Below are 17,851 nucleotides of genomic sequence, written 5' to 3'. Positions count from 1 at the left end.
AAAAGCCTCAGAAATTATACACTTCTGGGGCTTATTTTTTATAGCATGTTTTTTAAAAATTTGTTAATATTCCCACATAAATTAAATCTACTCTAATAAATTGTAAATTTGATTATCTACTTCTTTTATAGAGCTCTAGTAAATTTTGGAACATAATTTGCATTTACGCACTATTAAGAACCTAAATGAAAATAAAATGAAAAATATCTTAAGTCTATTTTTAATTACGCTTATTACTTTTACAGTTACTGCTCAAAGAAAAAATACAAAAGAGTTAAAACCATTTACCCAATTAAAAGTTTATGATCGTATAATTGTAACTCTAGTAAAAAGCACTGAAAATAAAATAGTAATTTCTGGAGATGATAAAGATGAAGTAAGCATATCTAACAAAGGTGGATTATTAAAAGTACGTATGGAATTTGATAATTTTCTTGACGGTGGAGAAGCAAAAGCAACATTATACTATACAGAAGACCTTAGTTTAATTGATGCTAATGAGAACGCTAAAGTTACTTCAGAGGAGACTTTTAAAGGAAATTATACACAAATAAAAGGCCAAGAAGGAGGGAAAGTTGATTTAAAAGTAAACTTAGAAAGTGTGTATGTAAAATCTATCTCTGGTAGTGAAATTACACTTTCTGGAAATACTGACAAACAAGAGATTACTGTAAATACCGGTGGTAAAGCATTCAACAAAAACCTAGATACAAAAGATACTAATGTAGTTGTTATGGCTGGCGGAAGAGCTGATGTCAAAGCTAGTAACAGTGTAGAAGCCAAAGTAAAAGCAGGCGGCTATATTTACATTTACGGCAATCCTAAAAGCATAGAAAAAGACAAAATGTTTGGAGGCAAAATAAAAATAATGGATTAAAGATATTTGTTTACTGCTCTATACTATTTACAGTAAAGCTTTGTAGCTCTTTATTTAAAAATACAGGTGTTATTTCTATAGGATTACAACATACTTCACAATCCTCTACATAGGTTTGGTTTGGTATGGAATTGTCTAGTAACATAGAAATTTGTTCCCAACAATATGGACATTGAAAAAAATGCTCTTGCATAATTTTCTTATTAAAAAGGAACATTTAAAAGTTGCCCTGTTAATTGTAACAATTGCAATTCTGATAATTTTGCATCATACTTTGCTAAATTTTTATTGGTCTGCGCATTTAATAAGTTAATCTGTGCTTGTCTAAATTCTATAGATGTTATTCTTCCTAATTGAAATTGTTCTTTAGAGCGTTCAAAATTATTTTTATTTGTAATTACATTTTGTTCTTGAATTTTAAATATACGCAGTCGGTTTTCATAAATTCCTAGTGCATTTTCAATATCTCTATTAACCTCTAAAGTTACTTGCTTTTCTAAAAGCTCTTGATTTTGTTGGGCTATTTTAGCATTTTTTACTCTAACCGAAGTTCCTCCACCATCAAAAAGATTCCAGGATAAACTTGCTCCTAACGCCATATTATAGGAAGTTCTATTGGTTCCTGGAAATACTTGGCCTGGAATAAATGAAGAAGGTGCGCTTTGGTTTAAATTCCAACCATAAGAGCCGGTTAAACCTACTGTAGGTAAATAGCCAGATTTACTAACCTTAATATCGTAGTCATTAATTTTTAACCCTTTATTTACTATTAATAGATTTATATTATTTTCTTGCGCTTTTTTTAAATACTCCTCTAATTGCAGCTTAGGTATAAATTGTATTAAAGTGTCTACCTTATAAAAGGTATTTAATTCTTGATTAAGAACTACATTTAAATCCCTTTTTGCATTATATAATGATTGTTTTGTAGTCATTACATTTATACTATCGTTTGTAACATCTACTTGCGCATTTAAAACATCTAACTTAGTGCTTTGCCCGTATTCAAAACCGTATTCTTCTCTTGTTATTCTTTGCTTAGAAATTTCTAAAGCCTGTTCTAAGACTTTTTTGTTTTCTGTTAGTCTTGCCACTTCATAATACACACTAAATAATTGTATTACTGTATTTTCTATAGTTTCTCTTGCTTGTAATTCACTTAATGCATGCTGCTCTTTTAACCTCTTATAATTATACAAACGCCCTAAACCATCAAAAAGAGTATAATTAATTGCTAATCCAGCATTATAGGTTTGAGATTCTGCATCTTTAATTTCTATATCTGCTCTTGGAGTCCCATCGGTTTCAAACTGACCAGGGTATTCTGTGGTACTATTTATTAAATCATTATAATTAGCCCCAGCATTTCCCGTAAGCGTTGGCAAATATCCTGAATTAAGAACGCTTTTATTATTCTTGGCAATTACGGCTCTGTTTTTTGCCATTTTAATACCATAGTTATTTTCTAATGCTATAGAAACTGCATCTTCTTTTGCTAATATATTTTCTTGCCCTATTATTTCTAAAGGAAAATATACACTAAGAATAATAAAAATTACACCTATATTTTTTTTCATTTTTTTAATATCATCTAAATGCAAATACATACACTACGTGTTAAGAATTATGTTCTTGCTCTTTTTGTTCTTTTATTGTACGCTCTACTTCTTCTTTAGAGACTTTATTACCTGTTGCTAACCATTTAGTACTAACTTTTAATTTATTACTAAAGGATAAGAATATTGGTAACATTACAAGAGTTAATATTGTTGCAAACCCAATACCATAAGCTATAGAAATTGCCATTGGCTTTAAAAACTGTGCTTGCCTACTAGTTTCTAACATTAATGGCGCTAAACCAGCAATTGTAGTAACCGATGTTAAAAATATTGCTCTAAAACGAGATTTTCCAGCATCAAACAAAGCATCGTCAAAAGACATTCCTTCTCTAAGATTGCTATTAAATTTACCTATTAATACTAAGCCATCATTTACCATAATACCTATTAAGGCAATGATTCCTAACATAGATAAAATGTTTACCGGAAAATCATGAATCCAATGTCCCCAAGCTACAGCTGTTAAACTAAAAGGAACTAGAAGTAATAACATTAAAGGCTGGCTAAAACTCCTAAAAGTAAATGCTATTGTTATGTATATTAATACTAATACCGTAAGACCTACTGATGTTAAAGAGTCTAACATTTTACCTGCTTCTCTATTTTGCCCTTCATATAATGGGGAGACTGTTGGGTACTTAGAAACAATATCTGGCATAACATTCTTTTGAATATCCTCCATAATATCTGTACCACTAGTTTCTTTTTCATTAACTAAATCTGCAGAAATTTGTATTTCTCTACGCCCTTCTAACCTATTAATTGCCACATCGCCACGCTCTATAACATAGTTTGCAATTTCTTTTAAAGGAACACGACTACCACTAGGGGTAACTATTCGCATTTGATCTAAGTTTGTTATAGATGACCTATTATCCCTATCATACCTAACCCAAACACGAATTTCATCTTGCCCTCTTTGAAAACGCTGTGCTTGTACTCCAAAAAAACCTGCTCTTACCTGAGACATAATATCTCTTAGATTTAATCCTAATAAATAGGCATTTTCTTTAAGTTCTAATCGTATTTCTTTTATTCCTTCTGGGTCATTATCTGCAATATCTTTTAAATTGGCATTATTTATAAGTGCGTTTTTTAATTCCTTTTTAGCAGCTTTTAACTCTTTTATATTATTACTTAAAAGGGATACAGCTACAGGAGAACCTCCAAAATTACCTCCAGAACCATATATTAAACTTTCTACTCCTATTACTGGCCCTACAAGCTTCCTTAGTTTCCCTGTTACCATATCTGCTCGTATTGCATCTGGCCTTTCTTCTCCAGGAAGCAGATTAATTGTTAAGGTTGCAGAGGAAGAACCCGGGCCTAACCTTTTAATCATATTCTCGAAAAGCATTTTATCTTGTCCGTTAAGGTATTCTTCTGATAAGTCCTTATTTACAATTGCTGCTTTTTCTTCTATTAAAGAAATTATAGAATCGGTAACTTTTTCATTTGTACCGTTTGGCATTAACAACTTTACGTCTATCCTATCACTAGCAATTCTAGGGAAGAAAGCCGTTCTAATTGTTCCGCCACCAACAGACCCAATAGTTAAAATTAGAGTTGCTGCAAAGATTGCAAAGGTTAATAATTTATATTCCATTGAAAACTTAAGCAAAGGGCTGTACAAGTTATCTCGCATCCATTTCATGAAACGATCTCCCATCTCGTTAATAACTCTTAACTTTGCAAATGCTTGTCCAACACGCGTTTTTGGTTTTTTAGCCATAGGCTTTAACGCTTTTGAATGTGCTAAATGGGCTGGTAATATAATTAAAGCTTCTACTAAAGAAACTACAAGGGTAAGTATTACAATAACAGATACTTCTCCAAAAAACTCTCCTATTCTACCATCTAAAAAGAGGAAAATAGAAAATGCTAAAATAGTAGTAATAATTGCAGATACAATAGGAGGAATTACTTCTAAAGTACCGTCTATTGCTGCTTGTATAGGAGATTTTCCTTTTTCGTAATGTTGGTATATATTTTCTGCTATTACAATACCATCATCTACTAGAATACCAATAACAATAATCATCCCAAAAAGAGACAACACGTTTATTGTAACATCAAAAAAGCCAGCAAAAACAAACATTCCTAAAAAAGAAATTGGTAAGCCAAATGCTACCCAAAAAGCCAATCTAGTATTTAAGAATAGGGATAAAAAAATGAGTACCAATAGCATCCCCATTACTGCATTTTCTGTAAGTAATTCTGTTCTTTGTGTTAACGTTTTAGATTGATCGCTTACAACGTTTAATTGTATGTTATTGTGCTTCTGGTTAAAGGTTTCTATATACACTTTAACTTTTTCGGCAGAGTCAATTAAATCTTCCGTATTTGTACTTGTGATACTAATATTTACTGCTAAATCTCCATTAAAATAAGACCCATTAGGAGTTTCTGCAAAACGATCTCTTAGTGTAGCTACATCTTTTAATCTAATTGTTCTTCCAAAAGCATCAGCCTTTACAATTAAATTAGAAAGCTCATCTCCGTAATATGCTCTATTATTAGCTCGTATTAAATATTCTTCGGCATCCGTTTTTATATTACCTCCTGTAACAAGAATATTAGCGTTACTTACGGCTTGTGCTACTTCTGAAAAAGAAATGCTGTATGCCAACAAACTATTTTCATCTACCGCTATTTCTATCTCTTCATCTGGGTAACCTGTAATAGTTATTTGCGATATTCCATCAATTGCTCTAATATCGTTTTCTATTTCTCTTCCAATTTGTTTTAAAGTTGCCAAAGGAACTTTGTCTCCGCTTACTGCAAAACCAATAGTTTGTCTTATGGCTTCTAATTTAGATACAATTAAAGGTTCCATTCCTGTTGGAAAGGTTGGTACGCGATCTACAGCATTTTTTACTTCTAAGAGCATAAAATCTATATCTCTACCTTTTTCAATTTCTACATTTATATTTCCACTATTTTCTTTAGAGGTTGATGTTACACGATCTACCCCTTCTAAACCTTTTAAATTATCTTCAATTTTTAAGACAATACCCTCTTCTATTTCTTGTGGAGATGCTCCTGGATATGTTATATTGATTGATATGTTTTTAGAATCTGTTAATGGAAAAAAAGAAGACTTTAAAGTAACTGCTCCTGCAATACCAAAAACAGTTACCGCAATAATTAAGACACTTACAGCAACGTGGTATTTTATAAAATACTCAATTATTTTACGCATTATTCCTTAGATTTAGCTTGCTTCTTTTTATAAACTTTAACCGCCATTCCTGCATAAGAACCTACTACAGGTTTTGCTAAAATTACCGCTTCATCTGGAACTTGTTTTAGCACTACTTTCTTATCCGAAAAATATATTGGCTTTACCTCTATAACATCTAAAATTGAATCTTTTACAACGTAAATTTTGTCTCCTTCTAAAAGTAAGCTTCGGTCTATTTCTATAGCATTTTCTTCTGCTTTTGCATTAAGATTAGCCTCTAAGTACATGCCTTCTTTTAAGCTACTATCTTTTATTTCTATAAACGCCTTTATGGTTTGAGAAGCAACATCTACTCTACCATTAACCCTTACTACTTTTCCTATATACGTTTGGGTTTTATCTAAGTTACTAAGTGTTACTTTTTCATTTATTTTTAATAGATCGCTATATTCTTTACTAATAGAAACTTCTAACTCATAAACGTCAGTATTAATAAATTCTCCTAATTTTTGCCCTGATCTAACTAAAGTTCCTTCCGTTACTAATGCCTCTGTTACTACCCCTTTAAAAGGAGCTGCTATTCTATATTTAGATAATCTTTGTTCTAAATTTTTGACATTATAATAACTAGTTAAAACACCTCTACCAGAAATAAAAAATTTCTCCTTTTCGGAACTCATTTCTGGCAACTTTGGTGTAGTCTTGTCTATATCAAAACCCGCTAAATAAGATTGCCATTTAGGATAAATATCTGGATAATCTAAACGAACATCTGGCATTATAGAAGTAATTTGGTTATACAAATTACTTTTAGCAGATTTTACAGAAGCAATATATTCTGCATTATCTATATTTATAATAGTTTCTCCGTTACGGTATACCGTACCTGCTTTAAAAAGTTTACTTCCAGTTTTAAAAACACCTTGTACCTCTGCATAAATATCTACCCGCCTTTTTGCCATTAAATTTCCATTAGCAGGTATTATAATTGGTATAGTCTTATTTTCTATTTTTTCTACAAATACAGTTTTTACTACCTTTTCTACTTTAGGCTTAGGCTTTTTTTTGTTTGCTATTAGTGTTTGCGCAAGAAAAAATGCTCCAACAATCAGTAGAACTCCTATTACAGATAAAATTATTTTTCTCATAGTTGGTTGTTATAAAGGCTCTTTTTGTAATGTAATATTATATTGAATTTTCTTTAAAATTTTAATCGCAATTTGTTTTTCTTCTACAGTAATACCGTTTTCTAAAAATGAAATGCAATTTTTTAAAACAGGGATTGTTTTTTTATAAATTGCTCTTCCTTCATCGGTTAAAAAAACGTGGCTTATTCTCTTATCCTCATTACTTCTTTTTCTCTTTATATAATTTTTTGCTTCCATTTTAGAAAGCAGTCTTGTTAAGGTAGATTTATTTCTGAGGGTTAAAAAAGCTAACTCATTTTGATTTAACCCATTTTTTTGATGCAGTTTTTTTAAAACAATAACTTGCTCTTTACTTAAATCTAAATTGTGTTTTTTTAAATCTTCGTGAAAATAATAGTCTATAATCTTTGATGTTTTTCCTAGCCAAGGAATTATAGCGTTTTCAAAATCCACAAAATCTTCTGAAAATTTCATACTACGAAACTAATGCAAAACTATTTAGTTGCATATACAACTAATGTTAAAAAAATCCTAAGACATTTATAAAAACAGAAAAGGGATGCTAATTAGCATCCCTTTTGCATTTCTTTATTAATTAAAAGTTACTCTTCAATTCTTTTGTCTTCGTATTTAGTATCTGCTAAACGAGAAAATGAAAATCTTGGGTTATTATATTTAAGGTTTAAAGCATCATTATCACTATCAAAAGTTAATAATGTTTCACTTTGCATATAATTTAGACCTTTAAATGAACTAAATTTATTTCCTTGTATTTGAACAAATTTTAATTTTTTTAAATTTTGAAGACTCTCAGGAGCTACACCATCAAAATTATTATATGCTAAAACTAACGATGTTAAACCAGATAGTTTTCCTAAATCTACAATTATTTGCCCAGAAAATTTATTACCAAAAAGTTCTAACTGTTCCAATTTTGTAAGAGATTCTATTGCTTTTGGTAAATTTCCTGTAAGATAGTTACTAGATAAATTAAGTAACTCTAAATTTACTAAAGCCCCTATTCCATTTGGAATTTCGCCTTCTAATTTATTATTAAAAAGGGTTAATTCTTTTAAATTATTCCACTTAGAATAGTCCTTAGGTAAATTCCCTTTTAAACTATTCATTTCAAGCTTTAGGATTTTAAGATTTTCTAAATCTGTTATCTCATTTGGTATTGTTCCTTGTAAATTATTAAAAGCTAAATTTAATTTTTCTAAGTGCCTTAAACCTTTAATGTCTTTTGGAAGTGTGCCATCTAAATTATTTCTATGTAAGTTAATAGAAACCACATGATTATTTTCTATTTGCACCCCATACCATTTACTAACTTTTTCTTTTAAATTCCATGAGTTAGTCCAGCCTTCTCCATTCGTAGATTTATACAAACTAATTAAAGCTGTTTTTTCTTGCTTTGGTAGTTGTGCACTTATGGTAGTAGTTAATAGGAAAAATAAAAGAACCTTAAGGGGGAGTAAAATTCGTTTCATAATCTAAAATGTTAGTGGTTGGTTAAAAATATAGATTAAAATTGTTTCCTTAAAATATGGTAAACCTATTATTAAACTACAGTAATATAGTACTAACGTAAAATATATAGTTTTCTGATAAACAAGTTGTTAATTTTTTAAAACCAAAAAAAGGGGTGCACCACACACCCCCACCATTAACCAAACTAACTAAAATTACTTTTAATCCTCATCATTAAACTTTGTATCTGCCATTCTAGACTTACTAAAGTTTAAATCTTTAAATTCTAAATTTTCGTCTTCTTTATCATAGTCAAACACTAAAAACTGTTTGCTATCCATCATTTGTAAATTCTTAAAAGAATTAAATTTATTATTCTGTATTTGCAATACTTCTAAACTTGCTAATTGTCCAAATTCTTCTGGTATAGCTCCGTTTAACTGGTTATTTGCTAAAACTAATTCTTTAAGATTACTTAGATTTCCCATTTCATTTGGAATAGAACCATATAAAGAGTTCTCAAAAAGGCCTAAAATTTCTAAATCTTTTAAACTTCCTAATGTATTAGGTATTTCTCCTCTTAAATTATTACTAGATAAGTTTAATACCTTTAAACCTGCCATTTGCCCAATACTCTCAGGAATTTTACCAGTAATAAAATTATTAAACATTGTTAATTCTTGTAGTCCTGCCAAATTTCCTAATTCCTTAGGTAACTCTCCTTTAATACGGTTCATTTCTAATTTTAATGTTTTAAGATTGTCTAAAAACACTATTTCTTTTGGTATTTCTCCTGTAATAGAATTAAAAGCAAGGTTTAATTTTGTTAAAAAGGTTAGCTTACCAATACTAGCGGGAAGTTTTCCCATTAAATTATTCCTAAATAAACTAATTTCTACTACATGATTATCTTTCAATGTTACCCCATACCAGCTAGATACTGGCGCGGTTAAATCCCATTTTTTTATCCAATGTGCACCATTTGTACTTTCATACAAATCTATAAGTGCCTTTTTTTCTTTTTTAGAAACTTTAGCCAACACTAAATTTGATGTTATAAATGCCAGAAATAAAATATATAATCCTCTTTTCATATCTATATTTTTACGCTTCTTGTAAATCTAATCAAATAATTAAACACTAGTGATTAAGAATTACCTTACAAATATGAGTTATTAACGGCTAAAAATCAAAAATAATCGGTGAACTACTCTATTTTGTTGTGTAGATACTGTTTTTTGTGGTGTAGGAATTTTACTACTATTGCTTTTGTTGTGTTTAGCTAATTTCTTCTAACTCTGTTGTTAAATTTTCCCAGTTCTGCATTAAATCTTCTAAAGATTTTTTCTTTTTTTCATAACCATCAAAGAAATTAGGCTTTGCTATAGTTTCATCATAGTTCATTAATAAGGAATGGTCTATTTCTGCAATCTCCTTTTCTAAACTAGATATTTTACTTTCTACAGAACTTAATTTATTCTTTAATGATTTAACTTTTTTCTGATACTGAAAGTCATTTGTATTCTTTAAAACCACTTCTTTTTTCTTAGTATTGGTTTCTTTTTTTTCTATATTTCTAAAATTCTCCTCTTTACGCTGTTCTAAGTAATAGTCTACATCTCCAAGGTATTCTCTTATACGCTTGTCTTTAAATTCATATACACTATTGGTTAAGCCTTGTAGAAAATCTCTATCATGAGATACTAATATTAAAGTACCTTCAAAATTTTGTAATGCTTGTTTTAATACATTTTTAGATTTAATGTCTAAGTGGTTTGTTGGCTCATCCATCACCAAAACATTAAACGGTTGTAGTAACATTTTTGCTAATGCTAACCTATTACGTTCTCCTCCAGATAGTACTTTTACATATTTCTCAACATCATCTCCTCGAAAAAGAAAAGATCCAAGTATATCTCTTACCTTACTCCTATTTTTTTCATTTGCAGCGTCTATCATAGTATCTAAAATGGTTTTATTACCATCTAAATACTCTGCTTGGTTTTGCGCAAAATATCCTATTTGTACATTATGTCCTAGTTTTAAATGCCCATCATACGTAATATCGCCAACCATTATTTTTGCTAAAGTAGATTTTCCTTGGCCGTTTTGACCTACAAAAGCGGTCTTGCTATTCCTTTCTATTAACAAGTTTATATTTTCTAAAACTTGTTTTTCTCCATAGCTTTTTGCTAAATCTTCTATCTCTACCACAACTTTTCCTGGAGTTATAGATATAGGAAAGCGTAAATTCATAACACTATTATCATCCTCATCTACCTCTATACGGTCCATTTTGTCTAGCTTTTTCATTAAGGACTGCGCCATGGATGCTTTTGTAGATTTTGCTCTAAACTTTTCTATAAGTCTTTCTGCTTGCTGTATTTCTTTATCTTGGTTTTTCTGAATACTTAACTGTTGATCTCTTATTTCTTGTCTTAAAACTAAATACTCTGTATACGGTTTATTATAATCATATATTCTCCCTAAAGAAATCTCTATGGTTCTATTCGTTACGTTATCTAAAAACATTTTATCATGTGATACAATAACTACTGCCCCAGAATAATTATTTAAAAACTGCTCTAACCAAATAATAGATTCAATATCTAAGTGGTTTGTAGGTTCATCGAGTAACAATACATCATTACTTTGTAATAATAGCTTAGCTAGTTCAATACGCATACGCCAACCTCCAGAAAAAGTCTCCGTTTTTTTATCAAAATCCTCACGCTTAAAACCTAAACCTTGTAGAATTTTTTCGGTCTCCCCTTGGTAATTATACCCTCCTAATATCTCATAATGATGTGTAGCATCACTTAAATCTACTATAAGTTGGTTATAACTTTCGCTTTCATAATCTGTACGTTCTGCTAATTGATGATTTATCTCATCTAATTTAAGCTCTAAAGCCTTTATTTCTTCAAATGCCTGGTAAGACTCTTCTAAGACCGTTCTACCCAATACAAAATCAATATCCTGTCTTAAAAAACCTATTTTAATATCTTTCTCTATAGCAATAGTTCCAGAGTCTATAGGCATATCTTTAGAGAGTAATTTAAGTAAGGTAGATTTTCCTGCACCGTTTTTTCCCACTAAGCCAACTCGGTTACCTCCGTTTAATCTAAAAGATATTTCTTGAAATAAATATTCGCCTCCAAAAGAAACAGAAAGGTTATGGATATTAAGCATTTTTTATAATTGATTTATATATTAAATAGTACACATTCTTGTACTTTTACAAAAACATTTTGCAAATGTTAAAAAAAGGAAACAAACTCTACAGTATTTTAACAGGAACTTGTCCTAAATGTCATGAAGAAAGCATGTATTTAGACAAAAACCCTTTCCATTTAGGAAATGTTTTAAAAATGCACGAACGCTGCTCCCATTGTAATACAAAATATAAGATAGAACCTTCTTTCTTTTATGGTGCAATGTATGTAAGTTATGGCGTTGGTATTGCCTTTGCTGTAGCTGCTTTTATTATCTCTAGATTTTTTATACAAACTACACTTTTAAATAGCTTTTTTATTATAATGGGTACTTTGGTTGTTTTTATGCCAATTATAATGCGTCTCTCTAGAAATATATGGATTAATCTTTTTGTAAAATATGATGCTACTGCAAAGAATAAAGTAAGCTAAAGTGCTTTATAATATTTTTTTGTAAATCTAGAAATATCTATTTCGGGAGGTAATGCCCTATCACTTTCTATATATTCTAATAATAAGTTTGATGCATAAGGAGCAATCATAACTCCTCTAGAACCAAAACCGTTTAAAACAAACATATTTTTATGTTTAGGGTGCTTACCTAACAAAGGTCTTCTATCTGCCACTGTAGGTCGTATTCCTGCAACATGGTTTACAATAGTGTAATTACACTTTAAAAACGTATTTAGTTTTTCTAACAATTCAGACTTAGCTTCTTCTGTCGGAGTATTGCTCTTATCTTTCCATTTATAGGTTGCTCCTATACGGTATAAATCTCCTCCTAAAGGAATAATAAATACCGATGATTTAATTACATTATTTTCTTTTAACTCTGGCGTTTTTATAGTTAAAAGCTCTCCTTTTGTACCGTTTAATGGCAAATAATTAAAAAACGGATTGCTTTTTAAACCATAACCAGTGGCAAAAACTATTTTTTTAGCTTTTATGGCTTTATAAGAAACATCGTCTTCTTCTAAAATAAGTGCATCATAATTAAAGGTTTCTTCTTCTAATACATTTTTATCTTTTAAAAAAGATTTATACTTCTTTAACAACACCTTTGTATCTATTCTACCAGTATCTAAAACTTCTCCGTAACCAAAGGGAGCATCAATTGCAGTATTATTATTTACTTTTATTTGGGTAGACAAAAAAGGTTGTAACGTATTCTTATCTGCTGCTTCAAACCACATATTTTGTTCTTCTATAGATGCAAATCTTCTATATACCGGAACTTTATAATCCAATTTAGTTTTTAGTTTTTCTTCTAAATTTTGATAAAAAGGCATTGCCAATTCTAATTGATGGTTTGCATTCCATGCCAAAGTAAATCTCTTAAGGATTACTGGATTATAAAGCCCCCCAGCAACTATAGAAGACGTTTGGGAAGTATCACTAATTACTTTAAACGTTTTATTGTTTTTTTCTAATTGTTCACAAAAAGAAATACCTGCCAACCCTAAACCTACTACTAAATAATCTACCATAGCGCAAAGGTATTATAAGTTTAAATGAAATGTCTGACCTATTTTAAAATAAAAAAAATCCTCAGTTTTCACTGAGGATTTTCATCATATTATATTGAATTGGAATATTCCGTGGTTAATATGCCCACATATCTTGTTCCCTGTCTCGGATAACCTCTTTTATACGTTTGGCTTCCAATAATTGAAACAATGCATTATCTGCAATATAATCGCTTACCTTACGGTCTCCATGCACATTATCTTCTCTATAAATTACGGCATTAAACCTTCTTGCATTAAGTAACATATCAAAAGATATTGGCTGTGCAGAGTTACGTTGGTTAAAAACTTTTGCTTCGTGCAGAATTTGTCTTGCACTTGGGTACCATACCCAGAAAAGTTCCACTTTCGCATCTCCTGGATCCATAGATTCATCATCAATAAAGTTAACATCTGGCGCAACTGGAGCAATACCTAATAAACGATATTTTAATTCTCCTTGTCTTTTGTCAAAATACCAGATTCCTTTAATACGGTACTCTTCTATATCTGCAGCAGTTAAATCTCTTCTGTTTATATATTCTTCAGAAATTTGTTCTCCTGCATTTAATTGCTCGTATCCGTAATCTGTTGTATCTACTTTTTGTAATGTAGCTTCTAAATCACTAAATTTTCTTTTCTCGGTAAAATAAGAATCCACATATACATCTTCTAGTTTCCCGTTTTTAATGTTTTTAATTAAAACATCGTATAACGATCTTCTATCTGCTCCTATATCTATAGTATCTATAGGGTAGTATAATGGAAAGTTTACACGCTCATCTAAATCTACTGTCTCCCATATAGTTTTAGACCAAAGAATGTCTCTGTCATCTACATAACCATATTTTAAAGGAGCATCATTATCTAACGCTTTTTGTTCTGTTGTTCTAATCCCAATATCTTGTGGCTTTTTAGCGTTCAAAATGTTCGCTTGGGCCATCATAGATAATGGTAAAAAACTAACAGCTCCGATTAATAAAACTTTTTTCCAATTCATTTGTAACTATTTATTGTTTTTACTTTTTAAAATGTAATGAGCTATTTAGAAAATAACTCATTACATTTTTGTATTTATAAACTATTAGTTAGTAATCTCAACAACTACTGGAGATACTTTCTTTAATTTATAACCTTTATTGTTTGTGATATATGCGTTAATATCAAATATTTGAACTGCATCACCTCTTTTTGCTCTCTTAAGTGCAGATTTAGCTCTTGAGTCTAATCTACTACCTTTAACACTAACTGTAGGTTGTCCAGGAACTTTAAATTTAAATCCGCTTACTTTAAGATTCAAGTCAAAATCAAAGTCTTCTAATAATGCACCAACTGTAGACATTTCTAAGTTTTTTCTTGGCATTTTTGCAGAACCAGATTCTCCTCTAATAGCTCCAGATGGTCTTGGAATATCTTTAATTCTAAATTCAGATTTAGAAGATACTCTTTGTCCGTCAGGTAATGTACCAGAAGCAACAATACTTACTGTTCTTCCTTTTCCTGGTGTCATAATATACTTGCTACCAGAACTCTTTCTAAGACCAGCTGCAGAAGCACTAACTTTATTGTTAGGTATACCAGGTATAGAGATAGACATTGGGTTAGGAACACCACGATAAACAACGTTCATCTTATCTGCTGCAATTAATGCTGCATTAGGCTTAGATATTGTAGCAAATGTTGAAGATACAGGTACTTCTGTACGCTCGCCATCTTGCATAAATACTAGATTACCTTCAATCTTATGATCTCCAGGAGCACCAGCGCTAACTAATAACTTCACCTGACCATCTTTAATCTCGTAATCTTTTCCTTCTACTAATTTTCTACCGTCTAACTTTAAGTTAACTTCATTTGGCTTTGTAGTAGCATCTTTACGACCTAATACTACGCTTCCTGAAAACTTTTCTCCAGAATAGAATGCAGATTTCTCTTGCTCTAATAAAGTAGTATAGTTTGTCATAGAAACTTCGCTACTTAATTGTCCTTGTAACATAGATTTTAAAGCATCTTCTTCTGTAGCTTTAATATCTGACTGTAAAGCTGTGATTTTAGCTAAAGAAGCAATTAATGGGAAACCTTCATAATGATAGTTAATCCAATCTTGCTTTGTACCATCTCTCTTTTCAACTTTACCATTAGCATCACCAGTTTCAAATCTAGTAGCAACTGAAGACTTAACATCTTTCATGTTTGCTGGTAAAACAGCAGATACTTGTGTACGATAATCGTTAATTCTTTTTAAGAACTCTTGGCCACCTTCGGCAAGGTTTTCTCCTTGAAAGAATTTTTGATCTAAGAAATCTGATTTATCCATTACTGCATAATCCTTTGGATCTTTAACGCCTGTCATCATTTCTGACTTAAGACCTTCCAAGTAATCATAGTAATCTTTAGATAATTCTTTAATTTTCTTTGCATCCTTATATAAAGGACCAAATTTTTCAGCATTTTCTGATGCTTTTGTTTCTAAACCTGTTAAGAAAGCTAGGTTACTTTCTGTGGTTTTTGCATTAGAAGCTTCCATTTTTACATTCATAATACCGAATGCCGCTAGAACTTCTTTACTCATATTTAAAGCCAGCATACAAATGAAAACCAAATACATTAGGTTTACCATTTTCTGACGTGGTGACTGTTTTCCTCCTGCCATGTTTTTCTAATTAGATTTTGTTATTAATTTGGGGTTATTTACTAATCTCTAATTAGTTTTTGCTCATTGCAGATAACATTCCACCATATACTCCATTTAATGAAGATAAGTTTGTAGATAAAGAAGCCATTTGCTCTTTTAATGCACTTGCATTTTGTACTACTTCTTCATTTACAGAAGCTTGCTTACTTGCACTTTCTAACTGTACTTTGTAAAGACTATTTAAAGATTCCATTTGAGCGGCAGCATGTACCATTTCTTCAGAATACTTTTTAGTAGACTCCATTGCATCTACAGTAGGTGCAATTCCTTTTGCAGCTCCTTCAAAGTTTTTAATGCTAGAACCTAAGCTCTCCATTAAGTTTGCATCTACACCTGCTTCTTGTAATAAATTATCTAATTTTTTAGATAAAGATGCTTCTGCTTCTTTAACATCAGCAGCTTCACTTACAGCTCTTGGAGAACCTTCTCCACCTGCTAATTCTGGATATACTAAAGACCAATCGTACTCGTCCTCTATTGGTTCAAATGCACTAATTGCAAAAATTGCTGCCTCTGTAATAAGACCTATCGCTAAAAGAACGCCACCATTTAATGGTCCTAATTCCCAGTGAAGGATTTTGAATAATGCTCCGATAATTACAATAGATGCCCCAAGACCGTAGGCCATATTAAATAATTTCTTTGTTGATTTTGACTGTGCCATAATTTAATTTAATTTAAGGTTTAATAAATAATAAAGATTTGGTTAAAATTTGATACTTGTTTAATTATAATTGTTTAAAATAATTCTTATCTAGTTGAATCTTCTTCTCCCATGTAATCTTGTACGGTTCTAAAACCAACATAACTACGTGCAGAATCTGCGTATTCATAATCTCTTGTACTTACTTGTAGGAAATAAGCAACATCTTTCCAAGAACCACCTCTAATAACTTTTCTTTCGTTACTACCATCGCCACCATTAGGGTTCATAGTAGATACATATTCGTAAGAGTTTGGATCATAGCTAGAGTTTGTCCATTCCGAAACATTACCAGCCATGTTGTATAAGTTAAAATCATTAGGTTCGTAAGATTTAGCTTCTACAGTATATAATGCTTGATCGGCTGCATAATCCCCACGTTGTGGTTTAAAGTTTGCCATAAAACATCCTGTATCACTAATTACATAAGGACCACCCCATGGGTACGTTCCTCCTTCAATACCACCTCTTGCTGCATACTCCCATTCTGCTTCTGTAGGTAGCCTAAATTTATTTACAAATTGCTTTCCTTTACTTTTTTGGTCGTCATTTTTGTGTTTAGTTCTCCAGTTACAAAAAGCTTGTGCTTGCTTCCAAGAGATCCCAACTACAGGATATTCGCTATATGCATCATGCCAAAAATAATCATTGTGCATTGGCTCATTATAAGAATACTCAAAATCACGAATCCATACCGTTGTATCTGGATAAATTTCTAACTCTTCATGACGAATAAAGTCTTTTCTACTCTTATTTCCTTTTCTAGATGCACGCGCTGCAGCTTCAATATCCATCCAACTATACTTATATTTAAGTTTAGTAACGTCTATTGTTCTTTGCCCATTGTATGATTCTTCTTCAGGAATATAAAGAGAGTCCATTACTTCGGTATAATATTCATCTGGATATTCTGAAACGTCCCAAATAAGATTTTCATCTTTATTAAGCGCTCTTCCTTCAAAACCAGTTTCGCCCATACCAGAATAGTTATCTAACATATACTTGTCATAAACTGAGGCTTTGGTGGTATCTGCATCTTTAAATACAAAATCTCCAATTCCTCCTTCTTCTGGACCTATACCTAACTCATCAGCAAGGATAGCTAATTTTGTTCTAGTAATAGAATCTTTTACCCACTCTACAAACTGGCGATACTCGCTATTTGTAATTTCAGTATCATCCATATAAAAAGAACGAACGGTTACTGTTTTTGTTGGTGCGTTAAGAACTTTAGCTTGGTCTTCCTCACTCTTACCCATAATGAAAGATCCTCTTGGGATTAATTCCATTCCATAGGGTTTTTCCGGATACCACTTCTTTCCTTGGACTCCGACTAGCTCTCCTTTAGTTTTAGACCCACAACTCGTGAGTAAAAAAACAAACGCTATAGATGATAACAATAGCTTCTTCATACTTTAGGTTAAATTTCGATTAT

At 31.1% G+C, this 17,851-nt stretch carries 15 protein-coding genes; 2 read left to right on the top strand and 13 right to left on the bottom strand.

Annotation, left to right across the window (positions count from 1 at the left end):
* The first annotated feature begins 196 nt into the window (after nucleotides 1-196).
* Nucleotides 197-877: a head GIN domain-containing protein gene (locus Q0820_RS10660; protein WP_298487624.1), complete on the top strand. Its 681-nt coding sequence runs from the start codon at nucleotides 197-199 to the stop codon at nucleotides 875-877.
* Nucleotides 878-887: 10 nt separating this feature from the next.
* Here Q0820_RS10660 and Q0820_RS10655 read toward each other — a convergent pair whose 3' ends face one another.
* From Q0820_RS10655 to Q0820_RS10620, 8 genes are all read right to left on the bottom strand, one after another.
* Complete coding sequence (locus Q0820_RS10655) at nucleotides 888-1,070, bottom strand: CPXCG motif-containing cysteine-rich protein (protein ID WP_298487623.1); 183 nt, start codon at nucleotides 1,068-1,070, stop codon at nucleotides 888-890.
* Nucleotides 1,071-1,080: 10 nt separating this feature from the next.
* Complete coding sequence (locus tag Q0820_RS10650; RefSeq protein ID WP_298487622.1) at nucleotides 1,081-2,454, bottom strand: TolC family protein; 1,374 nt, start codon at nucleotides 2,452-2,454, stop codon at nucleotides 1,081-1,083.
* A gap of 40 nt (nucleotides 2,455-2,494) precedes the next feature.
* Nucleotides 2,495-5,698, bottom strand: coding sequence for an efflux RND transporter permease subunit (locus Q0820_RS10645; RefSeq protein ID WP_298487621.1), 3,204 nt, complete (start codon nucleotides 5,696-5,698; stop codon nucleotides 2,495-2,497).
* Nucleotides 5,698-6,828 carry an HlyD family efflux transporter periplasmic adaptor subunit gene (locus Q0820_RS10640; RefSeq protein ID WP_298487620.1) on the bottom strand — a complete coding sequence of 377 codons (1,131 nt, stop codon included), beginning with the start codon at nucleotides 6,826-6,828 and terminating at the stop codon, nucleotides 5,698-5,700. Before Q0820_RS10640 ends, Q0820_RS10645 begins: the two co-directional genes overlap by 1 nt.
* 9 nt (nucleotides 6,829-6,837) lie before the next feature.
* Nucleotides 6,838-7,302 carry a MarR family transcriptional regulator gene (locus Q0820_RS10635; protein WP_298487619.1) on the bottom strand — a complete coding sequence of 155 codons (465 nt, stop codon included), beginning with the start codon at nucleotides 7,300-7,302 and terminating at the stop codon, nucleotides 6,838-6,840.
* Nucleotides 7,303-7,430: 128 nt separating this feature from the next.
* Entirely contained in the window at nucleotides 7,431-8,318 is an 888-nt protein-coding gene (locus tag Q0820_RS10630) for a hypothetical protein (protein WP_298487618.1), read from the bottom strand.
* Between the two features lie 201 nt (nucleotides 8,319-8,519).
* Nucleotides 8,520-9,392 (bottom strand): hypothetical protein, encoded by an 873-nt coding sequence (locus Q0820_RS10625; RefSeq protein ID WP_298487617.1) that lies wholly within the window; start codon nucleotides 9,390-9,392, stop codon nucleotides 8,520-8,522.
* Between the two features lie 184 nt (nucleotides 9,393-9,576).
* Nucleotides 9,577-11,490 (bottom strand): ABC-F family ATP-binding cassette domain-containing protein, encoded by a 1,914-nt coding sequence (locus Q0820_RS10620; protein ID WP_298487616.1) that lies wholly within the window; start codon nucleotides 11,488-11,490, stop codon nucleotides 9,577-9,579.
* A 65-nt stretch (nucleotides 11,491-11,555) separates the two neighbouring features.
* On the opposite strand from Q0820_RS10620, the gene Q0820_RS10615 reads away from it, so the two are divergent.
* A complete protein-coding gene (locus Q0820_RS10615) occupies nucleotides 11,556-11,945 on the top strand; it encodes a DUF983 domain-containing protein (RefSeq protein ID WP_298487615.1) in 390 nt (129 codons plus the stop codon).
* On the opposite strand, the gene Q0820_RS10610 is transcribed toward Q0820_RS10615, so the two are convergent.
* The 5 genes from Q0820_RS10610 to gldK all read right to left on the bottom strand — a co-directional run bounded on the left by Q0820_RS10610 (nucleotide 11,942) and on the right by gldK (nucleotide 17,828).
* Nucleotides 11,942-13,000 (bottom strand): FAD-binding oxidoreductase, encoded by a 1,059-nt coding sequence (locus tag Q0820_RS10610; RefSeq protein WP_298487614.1) that lies wholly within the window; start codon nucleotides 12,998-13,000, stop codon nucleotides 11,942-11,944. The genes Q0820_RS10615 and Q0820_RS10610 overlap by 4 nt on opposite strands.
* Nucleotides 13,001-13,115: 115 nt before the next feature.
* The gene (gene gldN, locus Q0820_RS10605) at nucleotides 13,116-14,018 is read right to left on the bottom strand and encodes a gliding motility protein GldN (RefSeq protein WP_298487613.1); all 903 of its coding nucleotides are present in this window, start codon (nucleotides 14,016-14,018) and stop codon (nucleotides 13,116-13,118) included.
* An 84-nt stretch (nucleotides 14,019-14,102) separates the two neighbouring features.
* Nucleotides 14,103-15,671 carry a gliding motility protein GldM gene (gene gldM, locus Q0820_RS10600; RefSeq protein WP_298487612.1) on the bottom strand — a complete coding sequence of 523 codons (1,569 nt, stop codon included), beginning with the start codon at nucleotides 15,669-15,671 and terminating at the stop codon, nucleotides 14,103-14,105.
* 52 nt (nucleotides 15,672-15,723) lie between these two features.
* A complete protein-coding gene (gldL, locus tag Q0820_RS10595; RefSeq protein ID WP_298487611.1) occupies nucleotides 15,724-16,377 on the bottom strand; it encodes a gliding motility protein GldL in 654 nt (217 codons plus the stop codon).
* Nucleotides 16,378-16,463: 86 nt separating this feature from the next.
* Nucleotides 16,464-17,828 (bottom strand): gliding motility lipoprotein GldK, encoded by a 1,365-nt coding sequence (gene gldK / locus Q0820_RS10590; RefSeq protein ID WP_298487610.1) that lies wholly within the window; start codon nucleotides 17,826-17,828, stop codon nucleotides 16,464-16,466.
* Nucleotides 17,829-17,851: the final 23 nt, after the last annotated feature.

This window comes from uncultured Maribacter sp. (genome assembly GCF_947495965.1).
Classification (GTDB): Bacteria; Bacteroidota; Bacteroidia; order Flavobacteriales; family Flavobacteriaceae; genus Maribacter_B.
The sequence above is the reverse complement of the archived record's forward strand: the minus strand, read 5'-3'. Positions and strand labels throughout refer to the sequence as shown.